The sequence below is a fragment of the Klebsiella sp. R445 genome (genome assembly GCF_051131755.1).
Taxonomy (GTDB): Bacteria; Pseudomonadota; Gammaproteobacteria; order Enterobacterales; family Enterobacteriaceae; genus Klebsiella; species Klebsiella lignicola.
Genome location: NZ_CP180446.1, coordinates 4,346,028 through 4,369,063, shown reverse-complemented (window position 1 = coordinate 4,369,063; position 23,036 = coordinate 4,346,028). Strand labels below are relative to the sequence as shown.

Genomic DNA, 23,036 nt, shown 5'->3' with positions numbered 1-23,036 from the left:
TTGCCCGGTCGTATCACGCCGGCCGGGCCTGCAGTTTTCCTCTCTTTAAATAAGGAATAACGATGCGACATAACACGATTATTACTACCGCACTTGCCACTCTGCTTGCCACCAGCGCCGCCTGGGCGGCCGACCTGCCGGGGAAAGGCATCACCGTTAAACCGATCCAGAGCACCATTTCGGAAGAGACCTTCCAGACGCTGTTAGTCAGCCGTGCCCTGGAAAAACTGGGCTACACCGTCGATAAGCCGAGTGAAGTTGACTATAACGTTGGCTACACCTCACTTGCCTCAGGGGATGCCACCTTTACCGCCGTTAACTGGCAGCCGCTGCATGACGACATGTACGCCGCCGCTGGCGGTGACAAAAGCTTCTATCGAGAAGGCGTGTATGTGAACGGTGCGGCACAGGGCTACCTGATCGATAAAAAGACCGCCGAGCAGTACCACATCAAATCTATCGATCAGCTCAAAGACCCGAAAATCGCCAAACTGTTTGATACCAACGGCGACGGCAAGGCCGATCTCACCGGCTGTACTCCAGGCTGGGGCTGCGAAGCGGTGATCAACCACCAGATTGATGCCTATGGTCTGAGCAAGACGGTGGTACACAATCAGGGGAACTACGCGGCAATGATGGCCGACACCATCGCCCGCTATAAAGAAGGGAAACCGGTCATCTACTACACCTGGACGCCGTACTGGGTCAGCGACGTGCTGAAACCGGGTAAAGATGTGGTCTGGCTGCAGGTGCCGTTCTCTTCCCTGCCGGGCGTGCAGAAAAATATCGACACCAAGCTGGCGAACGGTGCCAACTACGGCTTCCCGGTCAGCACCATGCATATTGTAGCCAACAAAGCCTGGGCTGAGAAAAACCCGGCGGCGGCGAAACTGTTCAGCATCATGAAGCTGCCGATTAGCGACGTTAACGCCGAAAACGCGATGATGCATGAAGGTCATTCGTCAGAAGCCGATATCCAGGGTCACGTTGACGGCTGGATCAAAGCCCACCAGCAGCAGTTTGACGGCTGGATAAAAGAAGCGCTGGCGGCGCAGAAGTAATCACGATACTGACCCGGAGCGCCGCACGCGCTTCGGGTCTGCCATCACCTCACGCTATTGCCCCGACTCATCAAGGCATATACCCAAAATAATTCGAGTTGAGCCGAATAGCGGGTGCAGCCAACCCCCAAACAACTTGAAGGATGAAGGGTATAAATGCATCCAGCTCTCTGCTAAGGTAGTCCGACCTGTTCAATCATGTGACATTCACGTGAGTTATCAATAAATAACGCTAAATGGAAAAACCCGCCGCAGTGACGCCCGCCTCCACGGCCAGCGAAGCCACGCTTTCTGAAGGGATTAAAGACAGCCTGCCGATTGTGATCAGCTATATTCCTGTCGCTTTTGCCTTTGGTATGAATGCCACCCGACTCGGCTTTACGCCGCTGGAAAGCCTGTTCTTTTCCTGCATTATCTACGCTGGCGCCAGCCAGTTTGTCATCACCGCAATGATTGCCGCCGGCAGTTCGCTCTGGGTCGCCGCCCTCACCGTGATGGCGATGGATGTGCGCCATGTCCTGTACGGTCCCTCGCTGCGCAGCCGTATTCACCGCGCGCTTGATAAGCGGAAAACCGCGCTTTGGGCCTTTGGTCTGACGGATGAGGTCTTCGCCGCCGCCACCGCGAAGCTGGTGCGCGATAACCGCCGCTGGAGCGAAAACTGGATGCTGGGTATCGCCTTCACCTCCTGGATATCCTGGGTGTTCGGCACGCTGCTCGGAGCTTACTCCGGTAGCGGCCTGCTGGCTGGTTATCCAGCGGTAGAAGCGGCACTCGGCTTTATGCTCCCGGCGCTGTTTTTGAGCTTCCTGCTGGCCTCCTTCCAGCGCAAACAGTCCCTCAGCGTGCTGGCGGCACTGGTGGGTGCGATGGGCGGCATTATTCTGTTTTCTATTCCGGCGGCTATCCTCGCCGGGATCGTCTGCGGCTGTCTGGTCGCGCTGATTCAGGCCAGTATTCAGGGGATGCCCGATGAACAGTAACGTCCTGATTATCGGCATCGTGGTCGGCTGCGTGAACTATCTGTTCCGCTACCTGCCCCTACGCCTGCGGGCGGATAACGCACGGCCTACGCGCCGTGGTCCGGTCAGCGTCCTGCTCGATACCATCGGTATCGCTTCTATCTGCGCCCTGCTGGTCGTCTCCAGCGTCCCGGAAATCCTCAGCGACGCCCGGCGGCTGCTGCCGACCCTGGTGGGATTTGCGGTACTGGGGCTGGCGTTCTGGAAGACGCGAAGCATCATTTTTCCGACGCTGCTCAGCGCGTTAGCCTACGGAATAGCATGGAAAATCACGACGTTGATCTAAGTTTAACGTATCAATTTTAGTCAATAATTCATTTGATTTATTTGTCACAATAGTTATTATATCGGCTGTAATTAATGAGGTCATACCCTAATGGATAGTTCGTTTACTCCCATTGAGCAAATGCTCAAGTTCCGCGCCAGCCGCCACGAAGATTTCCCCTTCCAGGAGATTTTACTCACTCGCCTCTGCATGCACATGCAAGGTAAGCTGTTGGAAAATCGTAATAAGATGCTGAAAGCGCAGGGAATTAACGAGACATTATTTATGGCGTTGATAACCCTTGAGTCTCAGGAAAACCACAGCATTCAGCCTTCCGAGCTGAGCTGTGCGCTGGGTTCTTCACGTACCAACGCCACGCGTATTGCCGATGAACTGGAAAAGCGCGGCTGGATTGAACGCCGTGAAAGCGATAACGATCGCCGCTGCCTGCATCTGCAACTGACCGATAAAGGTCATCAGTTTTTACGTGAAGTCTTACCGCCGCAGCACAACTGCCTGCATCAGCTCTGGTCTTCTTTAAGCACCAGCGAGAAAGATCAGCTCGAACACATCACCCGCAAACTGTTAGGTCGCCTTGACCAGATGGAAGAGGATGGCGTGGTTGCGGAGTCGCTGCGCTAAGCGCGGGAACCGCTCAAAAACTTTTCTGGATTAACAAGGAAAAACAGACAGGCCAGCAGATTATCTGCTGGCCTGTCTGATAAACAGGTCGGCTCAGCCGATGTGAAATAATAAGATCGTGGAGAATAACATGAGCGCAAATGCGGAGAGCCCAATCCCGCAGCAACCGAACAGCAAGAAAGGCAAGCGCAAGGGCGCCCTTTTATTGCTGACATTGCTCTTTATTATTGTTGCCGTGGCATACGGTATTTATTGGTTTTTAGTACTGCGTCATTATGAAGAAACCGATGATGCATACGTGGCAGGGAACCAGGTTCAAATCATGGCACAGGTGTCCGGCAGCGTGACGAAAGTCTGGGCCGACAACACCGATTTCGTGCAAAAAGGCGATACCCTGGTCACCCTTGACCAGACCGACGCCCAACAAGCCTTTGAAAAAGCGCAAACTCAGCTGGCCGCCAGCGTGCGTCAGACCCGCCAGCAGATGATCAACAGCAAGCAGCTACAGGCCAGTATCGACGTTAAGAAAACCGCGCTGTCTCAGGCACAGGCTGACCTTAACCGTCGAATCCCACTGGGCGCGGCCAACCTGATTGGCCGCGAAGAGCTGCAGCACTCTCGCGATACCGTCGCCAGCGCACAAGCTGAGCTGGACGTCGCTATCCAGCAATTCAACGCCAACCAGGCCATCGTACTGGGCACCCGCCTGGAACAGCAGCCTGCGGTTCTCCAGGCAGCAACTGACGTCCGTAACGCCTGGCTTGCGCTGCAACGTACACAGATCGTCAGCCCTATCAGCGGTTATGTTTCTCGTCGTTCGGTGCAGCCGGGGGCGCAAATCAGCCCGACCACGCCGCTGATGGCCGTAGTACCTGCGACCAATCTGTGGATCGACGCTAACTTTAAAGAGACCCAGCTGGCGCATATGCGCATCGGCCAGGAAGCCACCGTCATCAGCGACATCTATGGCGATGACGTGAAATACACCGGCAAGGTCGTAGGGCTGGATATGGGCACCGGTAGTGCGTTCTCACTGCTGCCGGCGCAGAACGCCACCGGGAACTGGATCAAAGTCGTCCAGCGTCTGCCGGTACGTATCGAGCTGGATGCCAAACAGCTGGCGGAACACCCGCTGCGCATTGGTCTCTCCACGCTGGTTGAGGTCAACACCACCGATCGCGGCGGCGAGATGCTGTCGAACCAGACCCGTAAAACTCCGGTTTATGAAAGTAACGCCCGTGAAATCGGCCTGGCGCCGGTGAACAAACTGATCGACGGTATCATCCAGGCGAACGCGGGATAATTCGGGGTGAGCGTAATGCAACAGCAAAAACCGCTGGAAGGCGCGCAACTGGTCATCATGACCATTGCGCTGTCGCTTGCGACCTTCATGCAGGTGCTGGACTCCACCATCGCCAACGTGGCAATTCCAACCATTGCCGGTAACCTCGGTTCATCGTTGAGCCAGGGAACCTGGGTGATTACCTCGTTCGGGGTGGCGAACGCGATCTCCATTCCGATCACCGGCTGGCTGGCCAAGCGCGTCGGGGAAGTGAAGCTGTTCATGTGGTCTACGGTGGCATTTGCTATCGCCTCCTGGGCCTGCGGGATGTCCAACAGCCTGTCGATGCTGATTTTCTTCCGCGTTATTCAGGGGATCGTCGCCGGTCCGCTGATTCCGCTTTCGCAAAGTCTGCTGCTCAGCAACTACCCGCCGGCAAAACGCTCCATTGCGCTGGCGCTGTGGTCGATGACGGTGATCGTCGCGCCAATCTGCGGGCCGATTCTCGGCGGCTACATCAGCGATAACTACCACTGGGGCTGGATATTCTTTATCAACGTCCCGATTGGCGTCGCGGTGGTCGTCATGACGCTGCAGACGCTGCGTAGCCGCGAAACCAGAACCGAACAGCGGCGGATTGACGGCGTGGGTCTGGCGCTGCTGGTTATCGGTATCGGTAGCCTGCAGGTGATGCTCGACCGCGGCAAGGAGCTGGACTGGTTCGCCTCAAACGAGATTATCATTCTGACGATTGTGGCGGTGGTCGCTATCAGCTTCCTGATTGTCTGGGAGTTGACCGACGACAACCCGATAGTGGATCTCTCGCTCTTTAAATCGCGAAACTTCACCATCGGCTGCCTGTGTATCAGCCTCGCCTACATGCTCTACTTCGGCGCCATCGTGCTGCTGCCGCAACTGCTGCAGGAGGTCTACGGTTATACCGCCACCTGGGCAGGGCTGGCCTCCGCGCCGGTGGGGATTATCCCGGTCATCCTGTCGCCGATTATCGGCCGCTTCGCCCATAAGCTGGATATGCGCCGGCTGGTGACTTTCAGCTTTATCATGTACGCGGTCTGCTTCTACTGGCGCGCGTGGACCTTCGAGCCCGGTATGGACTTCGGCGCATCGGCCTGGCCGCAGTTTATCCAGGGCTTTGCGGTGGCCTGCTTCTTTATGCCGCTGACCACCATCACGTTGTCCGGCCTGCCGCCGGAGCGGCTGGCGGCGGCATCGAGCCTGTCGAACTTCACCCGCACGCTGGCGGGGTCAATCGGGACCTCGATCACCACCACCATGTGGACCAACCGCGAGGCGCTGCACCATGCGCAGCTTACCGAATCGGTGACGCCATATAACCCCAACGCCCAGCAGATGTACGATCAACTGCAGGGGCTCGGGTTAACCCAGCAGCAGGCATCGGGCTGGATAGCCCAGCAGATCACCAACCAGGGGCTGATTATTTCCGCCAACGAAATTTTCTGGTTCTCGGCGGCGATCTTTATCCTCCTGCTCGGACTGGTGTGGTTTGCGAAACCGCCGTTTAGCGCCGGCGGCGGCGGCGGTGGCGCGCATTAGCGGCCAACATCTGTCATCAAAAGGGATCTGCGGATCCCTTTTTTTATGGCGCGCGATAAAGCCACATTGTCCAGTTCTCGCTAGTTTCTGTCCGCTTTGATAAAGCGCCCCTCTCGGTGTTTCTGCAGGATAAAGAACCGACACAAGGAGAGCATCATGCTGACAAACCCTGGCGAAAAATATCGTCCCTGGCCGCCGATTTCCCTGCCCGACCGCCGCTGGCCGGACAACCCCATCACCCGCGCGCCTCGCTGGCTGTCCACCGACCTGCGCGACGGCAACCAGGCACTGGCCGAACCGATGGACGGCGCCCGCAAACTGCAGTTCTGGAATCTGCTGCTGGAGTGCGGATTTAAAGAAATTGAAGTGGCGTTTCCGTCTGCTTCGCAGACCGATTTCAACTTCGTCCGCCAGCTGATCGATGAACAACGTATTCCGCAGGATGTCACGATCCAGGTCCTGACCCAGGCGCGGGAAGACCTGATCCTGCGTACCTTTGAATCGCTGCGCGGCGCCCATCACGCCACTGTCCATCTGTATAACGCCACCGCGCCGCTGTTCCGCAAGCTGGTATTTGGCATGGATAAAGCGCAGGTGGTGGCCCTCGCCACCCGTGCCACCCGCCTGATCCGCGAGCAGTGCGAAGCGCAGCCGGACACCCGCTGGCAATATGAATATTCGCCGGAAACCTTCTGCTTTACCGAAGCCGACTTTGCGCTGGAAATCTGCGAAGCGGTGGCGGATATCTGGCAGCCTTGCGCGGAACGGCCGATGATCATCAACCTGCCCGCCACCGTCGAGGTCAATACCCCGAACGTTTACGCCGACCAGATCGAGTATTTCTGCCGCCACTTCTCCCGTCGCGCCGAGGTCTGCATCAGCGTTCATCCTCATAATGACCGCGGGACCGGCGTTGCCAGCGCCGAGCTGGCGGTGATGGCCGGGGCTGACCGCGTCGAAGGCTGTCTGTTCGGTAACGGTGAGCGCACCGGTAACGTCTGCCTGGTCACGCTGGCGATGAATCTCTACAGCCAGGGCATTGCTCCGCAGCTTACCTTCCCGGAGATGAACCGGGTGGTGGAAGTGGTCGAGCATTGTAATCAGCTGCCGGTGCATCCCCGCCATCCGTGGGCCGGCAGTCTCGCCTATACCGCCTTCTCCGGTTCGCACCAGGACGCCATTAAGAAAGGATTCGATGCCCGTAAACCCGGCGAGCACTGGGAAATGCCCTACCTGCCCGTCGATCCGCAGGACATTGGCAGTAGCTATGAAGCGGTTATCCGCGTCAACAGCCAGTCCGGCAAGAGCGGCAGCGCCTGGCTGATCGAACAGAATCACGGGCTGAAGCTGCCCCGGGCGTTACAGCAAGATTTCAGCCTCCACGTGCAGCAGGAAACCGATAGCCACGGTAAAGAGATGACCCAGAATGCGCTGTGGCAGCTGTTCCGCTCCCGTTACGGGCTGCTCGAGGGCTCGCCGCTGATGCTGCTGGATTATCAAAGCGACAGCCAGCAGGACGGCCAGCTTTCCTTACAGGCTACGCTGCGGGTTAATGGCGAGACGCGACGGCTTCAGGGGCGCGGCAACGGTCTGCTCTCTGCCGCCGCCAGCGGCCTCAGCGCGTTGCTGAAGCAACCGTTCGTGATAAAGGATTACCATGAACATACCCTCGGCGAACGCAGCGACAGCCGTTCGGTGGCCTATATCCGCTGCATCTTCCCCAACGGCGTCAGCAACTGGGGCGTGGGCATCGATAATGATGTGGCGCGCGCCTCACTACAGGCGTTGTGCAATGCGCTCAGCGCAGGCGATCACGCCGGCGGGCGGAAATAGTCGCTGGGGGCGACGCCTATGACCCGACGAAACATGGCGCTGAAGGCACTGTGGCTGCCATAGCCCAGATCCAGCGCCACGCGTAACACCGACTGCCCCTGCGCCAGGCGAACCAGCGCTTCCATTAGCTTCGCCCGGCGCACCCATTCACTCCAGGTCAGCGTGGTCTGCTGCTGAAAGTGGCGGTTCAGCGTTCGTTCGCTCATGTTGCTCTCTTTCGCCGCCTGCTGGCTGCTCCAGGCTTCCCCCGGCATCTCGCGGACCTTCTGACACAAACGGCGCAGGGCCTCGCTCTGGGGCTCCACAAGGCCAAACGGCAGCACCGTCATGCCGCGGATCTCATCGAGAATTAATTCATAGATCCGTTCGTCACGGCTACCGGGTTCATAACGCTCGCCCAGCGCCAGCGAACTGACGATCAGTTCACGCAGCAGCGGGGTGATCTGCACGATCTGGCACGTGGACGGGAGATCGGCTCGCGCCAGGGGATCGATAAACAGCGTTCGGGCCGCGACTTTACCGGTGATCCGCAGCGCGTGGGGCGTCCCCGCCGGTAGCCAGACGCCGCGTCCGGGCGGTACCACCCAGTAACCCACCGGCGTATCGACCCGTACCACGCCGCAGAGGATATGCAGCAGCTGGGCACAGTCATGCTGATGCCACGGTTCGCTCTCGCCGTGGGCGTAATCATGGGCAAACGGCACCAGAGCGCGGTGCTGAAAAGAGAAGGTTGAGGTCGTCGACATGGATGGCGGCGCAGGAATAGCGGCCCGGCGAAGAACGCCGGACCGACACAGAAGCACTAGATATGCAGTTCTTGCAGTGTTTCTTTCGGCAGAGCCAGGTCATCGTTGCTGTTGATACGCACGTCGCGCTCGATGATATGACGCGCAATGTCCTGAGCTTCTTCCAGCGAGTGCATGGTATAGGTACCGCACTGGTAAACGTTCAGTTCAGGAATTTGCTTCTGCTCTTTAACTTTCAGCACGTCGGCCATCGCCGCTTTCCAGGCATCTGCTACGCGCTGCTCGTCTGGTGTACCGATCAGGCTCATATAGAAGCCGGTGCGGCAGCCCATCGGAGAGATATCGATAATTTCCACACCATTGCCGTTCAGGTGATCGCGCATGAAGCCCGCGAACAGGTGCTCAAGAGTGTGGATCCCTCTTTCCGGCATTACTTCCTGGTTTGGCACGCAGAAACGCAGGTCGAAAACGGTAATTTCATCGCCGTGTGGCGTGTTCATTTTCTTCGCAACGCGCACCGCCGGTGCTTCCATGCGGGTATGGTCGACTGTGAAACTATCTAACAACGGCATTCTTCACCTCCGATAGTGATTTTTTTTAAAATAAAATGAACTCTTTGTACACCCGCAAGTCTGAGTATATGAAAGACGCGCATTTATTATCATCATCATCCCTGAATCAGAGATGAAAGTTTGGCCACATTGATGTGGCCTTTTTCTTTTGTACTGCTTTTTGCTACGCGTGTCGCGCTAACAGGGCTGAAAACGGCTCACTATCTTCCGCTTCCATCTTCTGCTGACGTACCACCGAAGATTCACGTTCAGTGATAAAATCCTCTTCACGCAAAATTTCCAGCGGCTCTTCGCGCAGCATCGTCCGGTATTGATCGGCCAGCGCCCGACCGGTGCCACCAATCCCTTCTTCAAGCATAGAACGCAGGACGCGTGCTGAGAAAGTTAATTCCGGATCGTCAAAGCTGGCAACCAGCTCATCGCACACCTGCTGGTAGGCTTCACCACCGTGAATACTATCTAAGGTCTGCGCGACGCGACGCAAATCGCGGAACAGGTCTTTACCGACTTTAGCCAGCGGGAACTGCGCGCTTTCGCAGCCGATGCCCAAGGTCAGACCCGGTTTACGCCCTTCCAGAATCACGCGATTCCAGTTAGTACGCGTGCACAGCAGCTCATCGCTGCTCATTTCCGGCGCATCAGCCAGTACGCACCAGACCATAAACAGATCGAGGAAACGCACCTGCTGCTCATCGACGCCAATCGGTGAGAACGGGTTAATATCGAGCGAACGCACTTCGATATATTCAATGCCACCGCGCAACAGGGCGTCAGATGGCGTCTCTCCGCTGCGGGTTACCCGCTTCGGACGAATAGGCGCGTACAGCTCGTTCTCAATCTGCAGAATATTGCTGTTGATTTGCAGGTGCTTGCCGTCTTTCTCAAGGCCAATCCGGGCATACTCTTCCGACGGCGTTTTAATCGCCCGCTTCAATCCTGCCACATACTCATGCAGATCGTTAAACGTAATACCGAGATTGCTTTGCGACTTATTGGTATAACCCAGGTCGCTCAGGCGCAGCGAGGTGGCGTACGGCAAGTAGTACATGCCGTTCTTCGCTTCCTCAAACGGGAGCGTCGTCGGTTTGCCCTGCAGGAATGACGAGCAGATAGCCGGCGATGCGCCGAACAGGTACGGAATCACCCAGCCGAAGCGGTAGTAGTTACGGATAGAACGGAAATAGCCTGCAGAGATCGCCTCTTTGCCGCTTTCCGCATCCACAACGCCGCACTTCGCCTGCCAGAATGCCATCGGCAGCGAGAAGTTATAGTGGACGCCGGAGATGGTTTGCATCAGCGCCCCATAGCGGTTCTTCAGCCCTTCGCGATACAGCGTTTTCAGACGGCCAATATTCGAAGTCCCGTACTGCGCCAGTTCAATATCCTGACCTGGGGCAATATAGCAAGGCATGCTCAGCGGCCACATCCGCTCATCGCCGATGTGGCGTGCGGTGTAGCGATGCACATCGCGCATAAAGGTAAGCATATGCTGAATATCGCCATCAACTGGCGTAATAAACTCCAGCAACGCTTCGGCAAAATCGGTGGTAATCCATTTGTGGGTCAGCGCCGCGCCCAGTTCCTGAGGGTGACCAGTGGTTGCCAGTGAACCATCGGCATTGACGCGCAATGTTTCGCGCTCAAGACCACGTTGAATACCCTGCAGGGCCTGTGGATTTTTTTCCAGCCAGGCCAGCGCCTGTGATACGTCCGGGATCAATTTGACCTCCCGCCTGTCGAAATCGTTTGAATAAGCATAATTGTAATGGTGACCATACAGGCTATCCCAGAAGATATTATTGTTACCGCCAGTTCGCATGCGAGTGCCGAAGTCTGGCGATGTCGGGCTTAGCAGCGCGACAAAATAGCCAGTAAAATGGCCTGCCGGGATAGTCTTAGTTCCACAATTAGTGCCACCACGTCATACCCTGAAGCGTTACCACCGCAATGACGATGTAGCGTAGCGCTTTACCAAGGCATAAGAAAAAAAGTACCGGTCCCCACGAGATGCGCATCCATCCCGCCAGCAGACACAGCAAATCACCGATAACCGGTGCCCAGCTTAATAATAATGTGACCGCGCCGTAGCGCTTTAGCCAGCCGGATGCTTTTTCCTGCCAGCGCGATGTTTTGCGCAGCGGAAACAAGCGCCCCAGAATAACGTTAGTTACCCCTCCAAGGCTATTGCCGATTGTTGCTATTAAAACCAGAGCCCACGGTTGACTTGCTCCCGTAAGTAGCATAGCAATCAGCACCACTTCTGAGTTGCCGGGCAATAATGTCGCGCTCAAAAAGCTACTGGCAAACAGCGAGGCTAGCGACAGCGCGTCGCTCACAGCAAGCGCACGTCGACAGCATCCATCCCCGCGCGCTTCGCCGCCTGCAGACCAAAGTCCGCATCTTCAAAGACAACGCATTTTTCCGCTGCCACGCCCATGCGCTCAGCGCACAGAAGGAAGGTATCAGGGGCGGGTTTATGATGTTCGACATGATCGGCGGCCACAACCGCCGAAAAATAGTGACGCAGGCCGAGATGTGCCAGCAGTGCCTCTGCGACAGCGCTCTCGCTGCCGGTGCCTACCGACATCGGGCGACGCCCGTGCCATTCCTTGACCACCTCAATCAGCGGTAAGGGGCGCACGCTGTCCAGCAGCATGCTCTTCACGGCATCGGTTTTTTCCCGCGCCAGCTCATGAGGGTTTAAATCCGCGCTATTCAGCTCGATAATCGCCTGGGCAATACGCCAGGTCGGAGAACCGTTGAGTGCGACCATCGCTTGCTCGTCGAAACGCATGCCATACCGGCCCAACACCTCGCGCCACGCTTTACGATGCGTTGGTTCGGTATCGAGAATGGTACCATCCATATCAAAGATCAGTCCTGCGTAACGTTCGTACATCGTGTTCTCACAAACCGGATAAGAAAACGTTACTTTATCGCAAAAGGCGCAGGTTGTCGCGGCCGGCACTTTACGCCATAAAGGCGCCATCAGGCGCCTTTATCGTATCAATGTCGTGGCTTATTTGATTTTTAAATCATTCTCAACCAAACGAACGCCCTGCACCCGACGGGTCACTTCCACCGCTCGGCTGGCATCTTTCGTTGATGAAACAAAGCCGCTCAGCTGAACGCGTCCTTTAAAGGTCTGCACGCTGATTTCAGAGGACTTAATGTCCTTTTCGTTAAACAGTGCAGTTTTGACTTTCGTTGTCACGACGGTATCGTCGATATAGCCACCGGTACTTTCCTTTGTGGACGATCCCGCACAGCCAGCTAACGATACGGCCACCAGAAGCGTCGCGCAAAACGCAGGTATTGCTTTGAACCATTTCATGGATTTCTCTCCTTGCACTTATCTCACCTGAATCAGATCGATATATTCAGGTAAATTATAGAGGAAAGAGTCACTTGCCAATGAAAAAAATTTAAAAACGGCGTTTGAAGGATAATCAGTGCTGATGATAGCCAGAAAAGGCAAACAGAGAACGGATGAATGATTTGGGGTTTGGACCTGGAGAATATGGTGCATCCGGGAGGATTCGAACCTCCGACCGCTCGGTTCGTAGCCGAGTACTCTATCCAGCTGAGCTACGGATGCATCAGGGAGAACTTCTTTACTACATTAACTTCTATGGTACTGGCGATAATTTCGCAGACCATGAAACAACAAGCTGTTATTTCGAAGAAGATGGTGCATCCGGGAGGATTCGAACCTCCGACCGCTCGGTTCGTAGCCGAGTACTCTATCCAGCTGAGCTACGGATGCATCAGGGAGAACTTCTTTACTGCATGTCAGAGCCACAACGAACACTTGTCACACTGATTAATATGGTGCATCCGGGAGGATTCGAACCTCCGACCGCTCGGTTCGTAGCCGAGTACTCTATCCAGCTGAGCTACGGATGCATCAGGGAGAACTTCTTTACTGCATGTCAGTGCCACAACTAACACTTGCCACACTGATTAAGATGGTGCATCCGGGAGGATTCGAACCTCCGACCGCTCGGTTCGTAGCCGAGTACTCTATCCAGCTGAGCTACGGATGCAAAATGGCGGTGAGGCGGGGATTCGAACCCCGGATGCAGCTTTTGACCGCATACTCCCTTAGCAGGGGAGCGCCTTCAGCCTCTCGGCCACCTCACCACAACGCCTCTTGCGAGTGCTTCGAAGAACTTGTTTCTGCTCTTCGTCGCTGCGTTGGCGCACATATTACTTTCTGGTACTTATAAGTCAAACAATTTTTCGAACGCTTTTTCCGTTTGCACACTTACCGCGCAATTAGACTGCAAAAACGGCGAAAAGAGTGTTTTATCAACAGGAATTCAGAGGGTTCGCCTCGCTGATGCTAAAAGATAACTGTTGAGAATAATGGGCAGTGAACGAAAAAAGTGACGACAGGAAAGAGAACAGAGAAGAAAAACAGAAGAAAAGAGAGCGAAAGCCGAATGGGGATGCGCCTCACAGAACCGCGAGGCGCGAAAACCTTAGTAACTGGACTGCTGGGATTTTTCAGCCTGGATACGCTGGTAGATCTCTTCACGATGCACGGAGACTTCTTTAGGGGCATTAACGCCAATACGTACCTGGTTACCCTTAACCCCTAAAACTGTCACAGTGACCTCATCTCCAATCATGAGGGTCTCACCAACTCGACGAGTCAGAATCAGCATTCTTTGCTCCTTGAAAGATTAAAAGAGTCGGGTCTCTCGTATCCCGGCATTATCCATCATATAACGCCAAAAAGTAAGCGATGACAAACACCATACGGTGTAAGCAGTCACGGCATCACATTCTGTTAAACCTAAGTTTAGCCGATATACACAACTTCAACCCGACTTTATCGTTATCAGTGCTTCTCTCGCAAGATACCGTAATCCGGGGAAAACGGCATCTATGCATTTATAGTTATTACAGTTTTGCGCTGACCCAGCCTTTCACACTGGCTAACGCTGCAGGGAGAGCAGACGCATCGGTACCACCGGCCTGAGCCATATCCGGACGACCGCCTCCTTTGCCACCCACCTGCTGGGCGACCATACCAACCAGCTCCCCTGCTTTCACACGATCTGTCACATCCTTAGACACACCGGCAATCAGAGAAACCTTCCCATCCGCTACCGTGGCTAACACGACAACCGTTGAACCCAGTTGGTTCTTCAGATCGTCAACCATGGTACGCAGCATTTTCGGCTCAACGCCAGCCAGCTCGCTGACCAGCAGTTTAACGCCATTAATCTCTTCCGCTTTGCTGGAGAGGTTTGCGCTCTCCTGCGCTGCCGCCTGCTCTTTCAGCTGCTGCAGCTCTTTTTCCAGTTGGCGGGTACGTTCCAGCGCGGCACGCACTTTATCGCCGAGGTTGTGGCTATCGCCTTTCAGCAACTGTGCAATATCACCCAGCAGATCGCTCTGCGTATGCAGGTTAGCCATTGCGCCTTCACCAGTTACGGCTTCAATACGGCGAACACCTGCCGCAGTACCAGACTCGGACGTAATACGGAACAGGCCGATATCACCGGTACGTGAGGCGTGAGTACCGCCGCACAGCTCGGTAGAAAAATCACCCATGCTCAGAACGCGAACGCGATCGTCATACTTCTCGCCGAACAGCGCCATTGCGCCCTTCTCTCTTGCCGCGTCCAAATCCATGATGTTGGTTTCAACCGGCAGGTTACGACGGATCTGCGCATTGACCAGATCTTCCACCGCACGGATCTCTTCCGGCTTCATGGCTTCGAAGTGAGAGAAGTCAAAGCGCAGCGCTTTGTCATTCACCAGAGAGCCTTTCTGCGCCACATGCGTACCCAGTACCTGGCGCAGTGCTGCGTGCATCAGGTGCGTCGCGGAGTGGTTCAGACGAATACGTTGACGGCGAGCCTGATCGACATCAGCCTGCACCGCGTCGCCGACTTTCAGCGCGCCGCTGGTCAGTTTACCGATATGACCAATAGCCTGGCCGTATTTCTGCGCATCGTTGACCACGAAGGAGAAACCAGCGCCTTTCAGTTCGCCCTTATCGCCTACCTGACCGCCGGATTCCGCATAGAACGGGGTTTGATCCAGAATAACAACCGCGTCCTGACCTGCCCCCACGCTATCAACGGCTTTACCGTCGATAAACAGCGCGGTGACCCTGGCGTTCAGTTCCAGCTGATCGTAGCCTTTAAATTCAGAAGCACCGTCAACGCGAATCATCGCGTTGTAGTCTGCGCCAAAACCGCTGGACTCACGCGCACGACGGCGCTGCTCTTCCATCGCGGCTTCAAAGCCAGCTTCGTCGACTTTGATGTTGCGCTCACGGCAAACGTCAGCCGTCAGGTCAACCGGGAAACCGTAGGTATCGTACAGGCGGAAAGCAGTTTCGCCATCCAGCGTGTCGCCCTTCAGCTTAGCCAACTCTTCATCCAGCAGCGCCAGACCGCGCTCCAGAGTACGAGCAAACTGCTCTTCTTCGGTTTTCAGTACCTGCTCAACCTGCGCCTGCTGCTGCTTGAGCTCGTCACCCGCAGCGCCCATCACGTCGATCAGCGGAGCAACCAGTTTCCAGAAGAAGGTATCTTTCGCCCCAACCATGTTGCCATGACGGACCGCACGACGAATGATACGACGCAGCACGTAGCCACGGTTTTCATTCGATGGGATCACGCCGTCTGCGACCAGGAAGGCACAGGAACGAATGTGGTCAGCAATAACGCGCAGCGATTTGTTGCTCAGATCGGTGGCGCCAGTCACTTTAGCGACGTTTTCAATCAGCTTGCTGAACAGGTCAATATCGTAGTTGGAGTTCACGTGCTGCAGCACGGCAGCGATACGTTCCAGGCCCATACCGGTATCGACAGACGGCTTCGGCAGCGGCTCCATGGTACCGTCAGCCTGACGGTTAAACTGCATGAAGACGATGTTCCAGATCTCAATGTAGCGATCGCCGTCTTCTTCCGGGCTTCCCGGAGGCCCGCCCCAGATGTGGTCGCCGTGGTCAAAGAAGATCTCGGTGCACGGACCGCACGGACCGGTATCGCCCATCTGCCAGAAGTTGTCAGAAGCGAAGGCCGCGCCTTTATTGTCGCCAATGCGGATGATACGTTCGCGCGGAACACCGACTTCGTTTGCCCAGATGTCGAAGGCTTCGTCATCGGTTTCGTAGACGGTTACCCACAGTTTATCTTTCGGCAGCGCGAACCAGTTTTCACCGGTCAGCAGTTCCCATGCGTACTGAATGGCATCATGCTTGAAGTAATCGCCGAAGCTGAAGTTACCCAGCATTTCAAAGAAAGTGTGGTGACGCGCGGTGTAACCGACGTTTTCCAGATCGTTGTGTTTACCACCCGCACGAACGCAACGCTGCGAGGTTGTCGCGCGAGAATAATTACGTTTGTCGAGACCCAGGAAAACATCCTTGAACTGGTTCATCCCGGCGTTGGTAAACAGCAGGGTCGGGTCGTTGTGCGGCACCAGGGAGCTGCTCGCAACTACCTGATGTCCCTTGCTATGGAAAAAATCGAGAAACGCCTGACGGATCTCAGCAGTGCTCTTGCTCATAATTATCCTGAAATCAAGCTATACACATCACCCTTCACGTCACCTCTTCGTTGGCTACGCTCGTTCCAGCAGGTGCGTACCAATGCACGCTCCAGAGGACTCACTCTCTTGCCACCTTGATGCAGCGTGAATGATTTTGTGTATAAGGAATAATCGTCGTGGACGCTGGCTGCCTTTCCAGCACTCAGCGACCGGACGGAATAAAGTGGGAATAAGATAAGTTTTCTTCACGGGGAAGTAAAATACCCGATGGGTCAATCTGCAAAATTTCGCCAGATTTCCTGAATATCTTCCATCAAATAGCCGCGGTACAGTAAAAAACGCTGGATTTTAACTTTCTCGGCAAATGTCACAGGCAGCGGTTCGCCATACTTTCGCTGCGCTTGCTCTTTCGCCAGCGCCGCCCAGTCGATATCACACTCCCGCATCGCGCTCTCGCTGACATCACGCGGGATGCCTTTCTGGTTGAGTTCCTGACGGATACGCGCCGGTCCATACCCTTTCCGGCTGCGGCTACCAATGAACTGGCGGACAAAGCGGCCATCGTCGAGGTAGCGGTTCTCGATACACCAGGCAATAACGGTATCGACCTCTTCCGGCGTGACGTCCAGCGTTTCGGGGCCATTTTTTCCCAGCACCGGGGCGGCAAGCTTGCGCCGCAGCTCCTGTTCGCTATGGTCACGCATGGCCAGAATACGAATCGCACGATCCAACAGCCGGGCGTAACCGGAACGGCGGGATGAAGGTTCAGTCACAGGCACCTCGACAATCCTCAGCAAGACAATACAAAGTAAGGCAATCCAGAGTAAAACAAGCCGAGTAAAACAAACCAAAAGCAAAAGGGCTGCATGCGCAGCCCTTCGGGGTATTCAGAAGATTATCAGAAATCTTCGTGGGTTTCTTCAGCACCCGGACCACTAGCGTCCACCACGAAATCCGGTTTGGCGTCCTGGTTGTTCAGCAGCAGTTCACGTACTTTTTTCTCAATCTCTTTCGCCGCAGCCGGATTATCTTTCAGCCAGGAAATCGCATTCGCTTTACCCTGACCAATCTTATCGCCGTTGTAGCTGTACCACGCACCCGCTTTCTCAATCAGCTTCTCTTTCACGCCCAGGTCAACCAGCTCGCCGAAGAAGTTGATCCCTTCGCCGTAGAGAATCTGGAATTCAGCCTGTTTGAACGGCGCGGCAATTTTGTTTTTCACAACTTTTACGCGGGTTTCGCTGCCGACGACGTTGTCGCCATCTTTTACCGCACCGATACGACGGATATCCAGACGCACAGAGGCGTAGAATTTCAGCGCGTTACCGCCGGTGGTGGTTTCCGGGTTGCCGAACATCACACCAATTTTCATACGAATCTGGTTGATGAAGATCAGCAGCGTATTGGACTGTTTCAGGTTACCGGCCAGCTTACGCATTGCCTGGCTCATCATACGAGCCGCCAGGCCCATGTGAGAGTCGCCGATTTCGCCTTCGATTTCCGCTTTCGGCGTCAGGGCTGCGACGGAGTCAACCACGATAACGTCGACCGCACCGGAACGTGCCAGCGCGTCACAGATTTCCAGCGCCTGCTCGCCGGTGTCCGGCTGGGAGCACAGCAGGTTGTCGATATCAACGCCCAGCTTACGTGCATACACAGGGTCCAGCGCGTGTTCCGCATCGATAAACGCACAGGTTTTGCCTTCGCGCTGTGCAGCGGCGATGACCTGCAGAGTCAGCGTGGTTTTACCGGACGATTCTGGCCCGTAGATTTCGACGATACGGCCCATCGGCAAACCGCCGGCGCCGAGCGCGATATCCAGTGAAAGCGAACCGGTGGAGATCGTTTCAACATCCATGGAACGGTCTTCACCCAGGCGCATGATGGAGCCTTTGCCAAACTGCTTTTCAATCTGGCCCAGTGCTGCCGCCAACGCTTTCTGTTTGTTTTCGTCGATAGCCATTTTTACTCCTGTCATGCCGGGTGTAACCGGGTGATAAATTTTGTTCTGTTGAGGCAATTATACTGTATGGTCATACAGTATCAAGTGTTTTGTAGAAATTGTTGCCAGAGGAGTTTCAGCGCGTAAGCCGTTGCCTGACGGCGCACCGCTTCACGGTCTCCGGCGAAGCATTCACGCTGGGTAACGCCCTGCCCGTTGGCGCTGGCGACGCCAAACCACACTGTACCCACCGGCTTTTCGGCGCTGCCGCCATCCGGCCCGGCAATCCCGCTAACCGAGACAGCATAGGAGGCACGAGCCGCGCGCAGCGCGCCCACCGCCATTTCAACCACCACCGGTTCGCTCACCGCACCATGCTCCAGCAGGGTCACCTCGCTGACGCCGATCATCTGCGATTTGGCTTCGTTGCTGTAGGTAACGAACCCACGCTCAAACCATGCCGAACTACCGGCGACATCCGTGAGCGTTTTCGCGACCCAGCCGCCGGTACAGGACTCCGCGGTGGTAACCGTCGCGCCGCGCGCTTTCAGCGCCTGCCCGACCTGCTCGCTCAGCTGCATTAATTCTGAATCAGTCATTATCGCCCCTCTTAAGCCAGATAAAGAGGCCATCAAAGATAGCACTTTCAACACAGATATGGGGATGAGGTGATGAATTTACGAGGAGGCATCTAAAAATGAGCGGTCCCGGGGGATCCGGGACCGTTAATCATGGTGTTATTTCATGCTGGCAGCGATCAGTTCCACGTTGTGGCGCAGCATTTTCACATAGCTGTCCGCCACGCCGCCCGGCTTAGAGAGCGCCTCCGGATAGAGTTCGCCGCCCGCCTGCGCCCCGGTCGCGCTGGCAATCTGTTTCACCAGACGCGGGTCAAGTTGGTTTTCCATAAACCAGGTGTGCACGCCATCGGCCTTAATCTGGGTAATCAACGCCCCCACCTGCGCGGCGCTGGCTTCACTTTCCGAAGACAGCCCTTGCGGCGCCAGGAAGGTGACGCCATAGGCCCGGCCAAAATAGCCAAACGCGTCATGGCTGGTCAGCACTTTACGTTTTTCCTGCGGTATCGTGCTGAACTGACTCTTGGCCCAGCTATCCAGCTCTTTGAGCTGGCCGATATAGCGCTGACCAGAGACCTCCAGAGCGGCTTTATCCTGCGGCGAGGCGGCAACCAGGCCATTGAGGATATTTTGCGCATACAGTGCACCGTTCGCGGCGCTGTTCCATGCGTGCGGGTCGGTCACCGTTTTGCCGTCTTCATCCAGCGTGTGGGTTTTCACCCCGGTGGACGCCACCACCAGTTCACCTTTAAAGCCCGAGGCTTTAATCAGCCTGTCGACCCAGCCCTCCAGTCCGAGGCCGTTAACCACCACCACGTCGGCCTTACTGAGCAACGCGCTATCCTGCGGCGAAGGTTCAAACGTATGCGGATCGCCGTCCGGGCCCACCAACGTGGCGACCTTGACATGCTCGCCGCCAACCTGCTGCACCATATCCCCCAGCACCGAAAAACTGCTCACCACGTTGAGTGTTTTCGCCATCGCCCCCTGTACCGCCAGGCCAAAGGCCAGCGTCAGGATTACTGCCGTTCTTTTCTTCATTTTGTCCTTACCCCATTAATTTACGCCAGCTGACGACCAGTCGGCTGCGTGTGCCAAAAAAGAGTGAAATAAAAAAGATCCCGCTGGCGGTCAGCACGATGGAGGGGCCGGCGGGCAAATTCGCCGCCCACGACAGGCTCAGCCCCATCCACGCGCAGAAAACCCCGCTCAAGGCCGCCAGCAGTAATATCCCGGGTAACGTGCGCGCCCAGCAGCAGGCGGCAACCGCCGGCAGCATCATTACGCCAACGGCCATCAGGGTCCCCAGAACCTGAAAACCCGCCACCAGGTTGAGCACCAGCAGCGCCAGAAACAGGCCGTGCAGCAGCGCCGGCAGTCTCGGGTGGTTCACCTGCAGCCAGGCGCTGTCGAAGGCCTCATTCACCAGCCCGCGATAGAGCAGCGCGATGCAGATCAGCGTCAGGCTGGCGACCCCGGCGACAAACAGCGCGGCGTCGTTATCCACCGCCAGAATCGAGCCGAACAGCAAATGCAGCAGGTCAACGCTGGAACCGCGCAGTGAAATCAGTGTCACCCCCAGCGCCAGCGACCCAAGGTAGAACCCGGCGAAGCTGGCATCTTCTTTTAACGGCGTGCGTCGGCTGACCCAGCCCGCCACCAGCGCCACCGCGATACCGGCGATAAAGCCGCCGACCGTCATTGCCAGCAGCGACATACCGCTCAGCAGGTAGCCCACCGCAACGCCGGGTAGGATCGCGTGCGACAGCGCATCGCCCATCAGGCTCATGCGTCGCAGCAGTAAGAACACGCCGAGCATGGTGGTGCTCAATGAGAGCGCCAGGCACACCACCAGCGCACGGCGCATAAAGCCGAATTCGATAAACGGTTGGAAGAAGGTATGCCAGATCATGCCAGCCTCGCCGAATCAAAAGCCGGCAGCACCGCGTCCGTGGTGCCCCAGCGGGCGCACTGTGGTTCGAGCAGCAGCGTTTCCGGGAAATAGTCGGCGACACGCTGGTTATCGTGCAGCACCGCCAGCACCGTCTGCCCCTGCTGGTGCATCTCGAGGATCAGCGCCATCAGCTCGCGGCTGGTTGATTCATCGATGCCGGTAAATGGCTCATCCAGCATCACCAGCGGCGCCTGCTGCACGATGACCCGGGCAAACAGCATGCGCTGGAACTGCCCGCCGGAGAGCGCTTCAATGGGCGTTTTCGCCATTGCATCCAGCCCGACACGCTCCAGCGCAGCGCCGATACGCCGACGAAATTCCCCGCGTATGCCGCGCAATAAAGAGACGTGCGGCCAGGCGCCCTGGCTCACCACATCCTGCACCGTCAGCGGAAACTGCGATTCGAGGGCATGCCGCTGCGCCAGCCAGCCAATCACCGGGCGCGATGTCGACCAGCTCAGCCTGCCGCTCACCGGCGGAATAAAACCGGCCAGGGTCTTCAGCAACGTGGATTTGCCGCAGCCGTTCAGCCCGACAATGGCCGTCATGCTGCCTGCGGCGATCGTGCCGCTCAGGGCGGGCGTAATCGCCAGCGCTTCGTAACCTGCCACCAGGTGATCCAGTTCAATCATGGCAGCGTGACCGCCCACCAGGTCGCCAGCCACAGTAGCGCCAGCAGCATGCAGGCCGCGGCGACACGCCGTACCGCGGAGGCCATAAAAAGAGAGGTCATCATTCCACCAAGTTAATATGTTATAACGTAACAATATTGCATTGACAGAAAAATGTAAATCAACGTCAACGAGGGGAAATGCTGCGAAATGTAACAGGCTCCCCTCAGGACGAGGGGAACCTCAGAAACAGGCTTACTGTCCGCGGGCCTGAGAAACCGCCAGACCCAACTGCCAGACCGCCATGGCGTAGTGGGTGCTGTGGTTATAGCGGGTAATGGTGTAGAAGTTCGGCAGGCCGTACCAGTATTGATAACCGGTGCCAACATCGAGGCGCAGCAGGCTGGCCTGCTGATGGTTACCCAGCGGCTGCGTTGGCGTCAGCCCCGCCGCCGTCAGCTGCGAGATGCTGTAGTTGGTTTTAAAGCCGTTCTCCAGACCCGGCGCCTGGCCGAGCGCCTGGACCGCCACCTGGTCACCGCTCACCCAGCCGTGCTGTTTGAAGTAGTTCGCCACGCTGCCGATGGCATCCACCGGATCCCACAGGTTGATATGCCCGTCGCCGTTGAAGTCGACCGCATACTGCTTATAAGAAGACGGCATAAACTGGCCGTAGCCCATCGCCCCGGCGAACGAGCCTTTGAGATCCAGCGGGTCATCTTTTTCACTGCGAGCCATCAGCAGGAAGGTTTCCAGTTCACCGGAGAAATACTCGGCGCGGCGCGGGTAATTAAACGACAGCGTCGCCAGCGCGTCGAGGATGCGGGTTTTCCCCATCACGCGACCCCAGCGGGTTTCCACGCCGATAATTCCGACGATGATCTCCGGCGGCACGCCGTAAACCTGCCACGCGCGGTTCAGCGCATCCTGATACTGGTTCCAGAATACGACGCCGTTTTGCACGTTATCGGGGGTAATAAACTGTTTCTTGTAGCGCAGCCAGGCACCGTTAGGCCCTGACGGCGGCAGGCCGCTCGGCGCCTGGCGGTCCATCAGGCGCAGGACGTAATCCAGACGTTTTGCCTGGGAGAGGATCTCATGCAGTTGCTGTCTGTCGAAGCCATGCTTGCTCACCATTTTGTCGATGAACTGCTCCGCCGCCGGGTTGTTGGCGAAATCACCGCCCATCGCCATCACGTTATGCTGCGGCTCCAGCAAAAAACCGCCCCCTCCACCCGTCTTCTCCGCTTCTGGAGTGGCTTTAGGTTTGCTGCTACAGGCAGCAAGGAGAACACACAGGGGAAGTAGAGCCAGATAGCGACGCTTCAACATGGGACATCCATTTAACAAGTTTGGCAAAGGGTAATTATGGTAAAGCATGTGGCCGCCAACAAGAAAGCGGCAATGTATTTGCGGATAAAATAGTCCTGTTCAT

At 56.4% G+C, this 23,036-nt stretch carries 22 protein-coding genes and 5 tRNA genes; 7 read left to right on the top strand and 20 right to left on the bottom strand.

Going from position 1 to position 23,036, the window contains the following annotated elements:
- Positions 1-62: 62 nt before the first annotated feature.
- The 7 genes from proX to leuA all read left to right on the top strand — a co-directional run bounded on the left by proX (position 63) and on the right by leuA (position 7,680).
- Positions 63-1,061, top strand: a complete 999-nt coding sequence (gene proX, locus ACMYSN_RS20660; RefSeq protein ID WP_462496006.1) for a glycine betaine ABC transporter substrate-binding protein — start codon at positions 63-65, stop codon at positions 1,059-1,061.
- A gap of 236 nt (positions 1,062-1,297) precedes the next feature.
- The gene (locus ACMYSN_RS20655) at positions 1,298-2,044 is read left to right on the top strand and encodes an AzlC family ABC transporter permease (protein WP_462496005.1); all 747 of its coding nucleotides are present in this window, start codon (positions 1,298-1,300) and stop codon (positions 2,042-2,044) included.
- Positions 2,034-2,369: an L-valine transporter subunit YgaH gene (gene ygaH, locus ACMYSN_RS20650; protein ID WP_462496004.1), complete on the top strand. Its 336-nt coding sequence runs from the start codon at positions 2,034-2,036 to the stop codon at positions 2,367-2,369. The genes ACMYSN_RS20655 and ygaH overlap by 11 nt, the downstream gene beginning before the upstream one ends.
- A 90-nt stretch (positions 2,370-2,459) precedes the next feature.
- Entirely contained in the window at positions 2,460-2,990 is a 531-nt protein-coding gene (gene mprA, locus ACMYSN_RS20645; protein ID WP_123756813.1) for a transcriptional repressor MprA, read from the top strand.
- A 130-nt stretch (positions 2,991-3,120) separates the two neighbouring features.
- Positions 3,121-4,293, top strand: coding sequence for a multidrug efflux MFS transporter periplasmic adaptor subunit EmrA (gene emrA / locus ACMYSN_RS20640; protein ID WP_462496003.1), 1,173 nt, complete (start codon positions 3,121-3,123; stop codon positions 4,291-4,293).
- A gap of 15 nt (positions 4,294-4,308) precedes the next feature.
- Positions 4,309-5,847 (top strand): multidrug efflux MFS transporter permease subunit EmrB, encoded by a 1,539-nt coding sequence (gene emrB, locus ACMYSN_RS20635; RefSeq protein WP_462496002.1) that lies wholly within the window; start codon positions 4,309-4,311, stop codon positions 5,845-5,847.
- A 156-nt stretch (positions 5,848-6,003) separates the two neighbouring features.
- Positions 6,004-7,680 carry a 2-isopropylmalate synthase gene (gene leuA / locus ACMYSN_RS20630; protein ID WP_462496001.1) on the top strand — a complete coding sequence of 559 codons (1,677 nt, stop codon included), beginning with the start codon at positions 6,004-6,006 and terminating at the stop codon, positions 7,678-7,680.
- Here leuA and ACMYSN_RS20625 read toward each other — a convergent pair.
- The 20 genes from ACMYSN_RS20625 to mltB all read right to left on the bottom strand — a co-directional run bounded on the left by ACMYSN_RS20625 (position 7,659) and on the right by mltB (position 22,933).
- The gene (locus ACMYSN_RS20625; RefSeq protein ID WP_462496000.1) at positions 7,659-8,426 is read right to left on the bottom strand and encodes an AraC family transcriptional regulator; all 768 of its coding nucleotides are present in this window, start codon (positions 8,424-8,426) and stop codon (positions 7,659-7,661) included. The two genes, leuA and ACMYSN_RS20625, sit on opposite strands and share 22 nt — an antisense overlap.
- 56 nt (positions 8,427-8,482) lie before the next feature.
- Complete coding sequence (gene luxS, locus ACMYSN_RS20620) at positions 8,483-8,998, bottom strand: S-ribosylhomocysteine lyase (protein WP_462495999.1); 516 nt, start codon at positions 8,996-8,998, stop codon at positions 8,483-8,485.
- 163 nt (positions 8,999-9,161) lie between these two features.
- On the bottom strand, positions 9,162-10,718 hold the full coding sequence (gene gshA, locus ACMYSN_RS20615) for a glutamate--cysteine ligase (RefSeq protein WP_462495998.1): 1,557 nt from the start codon (positions 10,716-10,718) through the stop codon (positions 9,162-9,164).
- Between the two features lie 187 nt (positions 10,719-10,905).
- Complete coding sequence (locus ACMYSN_RS20610) at positions 10,906-11,334, bottom strand: YqaA family protein (protein ID WP_123756807.1); 429 nt, start codon at positions 11,332-11,334, stop codon at positions 10,906-10,908.
- Positions 11,331-11,897 (bottom strand): fructose-1-phosphate/6-phosphogluconate phosphatase, encoded by a 567-nt coding sequence (gene yqaB / locus ACMYSN_RS20605; protein ID WP_123756946.1) that lies wholly within the window; start codon positions 11,895-11,897, stop codon positions 11,331-11,333. The genes ACMYSN_RS20610 and yqaB overlap by 4 nt, the downstream gene beginning before the upstream one ends.
- A 120-nt stretch (positions 11,898-12,017) precedes the next feature.
- Positions 12,018-12,332 carry a BON domain-containing protein gene (locus ACMYSN_RS20600; protein WP_123756806.1) on the bottom strand — a complete coding sequence of 105 codons (315 nt, stop codon included), beginning with the start codon at positions 12,330-12,332 and terminating at the stop codon, positions 12,018-12,020.
- Positions 12,333-12,519: 187 nt separating this feature from the next.
- Positions 12,520-12,596 (bottom strand) — tRNA-Arg (locus tag ACMYSN_RS20595).
- 91 nt (positions 12,597-12,687) lie between these two features.
- Positions 12,688-12,764: transfer RNA gene (locus ACMYSN_RS20590), tRNA-Arg, on the bottom strand.
- Positions 12,765-12,827: 63 nt separating this feature from the next.
- Positions 12,828-12,904 (bottom strand) — tRNA-Arg (locus ACMYSN_RS20585).
- A gap of 63 nt (positions 12,905-12,967) precedes the next feature.
- A tRNA-Arg gene (locus ACMYSN_RS20580) sits at positions 12,968-13,044 on the bottom strand.
- A gap of 4 nt (positions 13,045-13,048) precedes the next feature.
- Positions 13,049-13,141, bottom strand: a tRNA-Ser gene (locus tag ACMYSN_RS20575).
- Positions 13,142-13,482: 341 nt separating this feature from the next.
- Positions 13,483-13,668 carry a carbon storage regulator CsrA gene (gene csrA / locus ACMYSN_RS20570; protein WP_000906486.1) on the bottom strand — a complete coding sequence of 62 codons (186 nt, stop codon included), beginning with the start codon at positions 13,666-13,668 and terminating at the stop codon, positions 13,483-13,485.
- A gap of 238 nt (positions 13,669-13,906) precedes the next feature.
- Entirely contained in the window at positions 13,907-16,534 is a 2,628-nt protein-coding gene (alaS, locus tag ACMYSN_RS20565; RefSeq protein WP_462495997.1) for an alanine--tRNA ligase, read from the bottom strand.
- A 254-nt stretch (positions 16,535-16,788) separates the two neighbouring features.
- A complete protein-coding gene (recX, locus tag ACMYSN_RS20560; protein ID WP_462498302.1) occupies positions 16,789-17,289 on the bottom strand; it encodes a regulatory protein RecX in 501 nt (166 codons plus the stop codon).
- Positions 17,290-17,414: 125 nt separating this feature from the next.
- Positions 17,415-18,479 carry a recombinase RecA gene (recA, locus tag ACMYSN_RS20555; protein ID WP_462495996.1) on the bottom strand — a complete coding sequence of 355 codons (1,065 nt, stop codon included), beginning with the start codon at positions 18,477-18,479 and terminating at the stop codon, positions 17,415-17,417.
- Between the two features lie 80 nt (positions 18,480-18,559).
- Positions 18,560-19,057, bottom strand: a complete 498-nt coding sequence (gene pncC, locus ACMYSN_RS20550; protein WP_123756803.1) for a nicotinamide-nucleotide amidase — start codon at positions 19,055-19,057, stop codon at positions 18,560-18,562.
- 138 nt (positions 19,058-19,195) lie between these two features.
- Positions 19,196-20,077: a metal ABC transporter substrate-binding protein gene (locus ACMYSN_RS20545; protein ID WP_462495995.1), complete on the bottom strand. Its 882-nt coding sequence runs from the start codon at positions 20,075-20,077 to the stop codon at positions 19,196-19,198.
- A 7-nt stretch (positions 20,078-20,084) separates the two neighbouring features.
- Entirely contained in the window at positions 20,085-20,948 is an 864-nt protein-coding gene (locus ACMYSN_RS20540) for a metal ABC transporter permease (RefSeq protein WP_462495994.1), read from the bottom strand.
- Positions 20,945-21,655 (bottom strand): metal ABC transporter ATP-binding protein, encoded by a 711-nt coding sequence (locus ACMYSN_RS20535; protein ID WP_462495993.1) that lies wholly within the window; start codon positions 21,653-21,655, stop codon positions 20,945-20,947. Before ACMYSN_RS20535 ends, ACMYSN_RS20540 begins: the two co-directional genes overlap by 4 nt.
- Before the next feature lie 201 nt (positions 21,656-21,856).
- Entirely contained in the window at positions 21,857-22,933 is a 1,077-nt protein-coding gene (gene mltB / locus ACMYSN_RS20530) for a lytic murein transglycosylase B (protein WP_462495992.1), read from the bottom strand.
- Positions 22,934-23,036 lie beyond the last annotated feature (103 nt).

What these genes read in the sequence shown, in the direction of transcription:
- pncC (WP_123756803.1), bottom strand. Translation starts at nt 19,057, where the DNA reads ATGACTGATTCAGAATTAATGCAGCTGAGCGAGCAGGTCGGGCAGGCG.
- alaS (WP_462495997.1), bottom strand. Translation starts at nt 16,534, where the DNA reads ATGAGCAAGAGCACTGCTGAGATCCGTCAGGCGTTTCTCGATTTTTTC.
- leuA (WP_462496001.1), top strand. Translation starts at nt 6,004, where the DNA reads ATGCTGACAAACCCTGGCGAAAAATATCGTCCCTGGCCGCCGATTTCC.
- emrB (WP_462496002.1), top strand. Translation starts at nt 4,309, where the DNA reads ATGCAACAGCAAAAACCGCTGGAAGGCGCGCAACTGGTCATCATGACC.
- proX (WP_462496006.1), top strand. Translation starts at nt 63, where the DNA reads ATGCGACATAACACGATTATTACTACCGCACTTGCCACTCTGCTTGCC.
- luxS (WP_462495999.1), bottom strand. Translation starts at nt 8,998, where the DNA reads ATGCCGTTGTTAGATAGTTTCACAGTCGACCATACCCGCATGGAAGCA.
- ygaH (WP_462496004.1), top strand. Translation starts at nt 2,034, where the DNA reads ATGAACAGTAACGTCCTGATTATCGGCATCGTGGTCGGCTGCGTGAAC.
- ACMYSN_RS20600 (WP_123756806.1), bottom strand. Translation starts at nt 12,332, where the DNA reads ATGAAATGGTTCAAAGCAATACCTGCGTTTTGCGCGACGCTTCTGGTG.
- ACMYSN_RS20655 (WP_462496005.1), top strand. Translation starts at nt 1,298, where the DNA reads ATGGAAAAACCCGCCGCAGTGACGCCCGCCTCCACGGCCAGCGAAGCC.
- emrA (WP_462496003.1), top strand. Translation starts at nt 3,121, where the DNA reads ATGAGCGCAAATGCGGAGAGCCCAATCCCGCAGCAACCGAACAGCAAG.
- yqaB (WP_123756946.1), bottom strand. Translation starts at nt 11,897, where the DNA reads ATGTACGAACGTTACGCAGGACTGATCTTTGATATGGATGGTACCATT.
- mprA (WP_123756813.1), top strand. Translation starts at nt 2,460, where the DNA reads ATGGATAGTTCGTTTACTCCCATTGAGCAAATGCTCAAGTTCCGCGCC.
- recA (WP_462495996.1), bottom strand. Translation starts at nt 18,479, where the DNA reads ATGGCTATCGACGAAAACAAACAGAAAGCGTTGGCGGCAGCACTGGGC.
- ACMYSN_RS20540 (WP_462495994.1), bottom strand. Translation starts at nt 20,948, where the DNA reads ATGATCTGGCATACCTTCTTCCAACCGTTTATCGAATTCGGCTTTATG.
- ACMYSN_RS20545 (WP_462495995.1), bottom strand. Translation starts at nt 20,077, where the DNA reads ATGAAGAAAAGAACGGCAGTAATCCTGACGCTGGCCTTTGGCCTGGCG.
- csrA (WP_000906486.1), bottom strand. Translation starts at nt 13,668, where the DNA reads ATGCTGATTCTGACTCGTCGAGTTGGTGAGACCCTCATGATTGGAGAT.
- ACMYSN_RS20625 (WP_462496000.1), bottom strand. Translation starts at nt 8,426, where the DNA reads ATGTCGACGACCTCAACCTTCTCTTTTCAGCACCGCGCTCTGGTGCCG.
- mltB (WP_462495992.1), bottom strand. Translation starts at nt 22,933, where the DNA reads ATGTTGAAGCGTCGCTATCTGGCTCTACTTCCCCTGTGTGTTCTCCTT.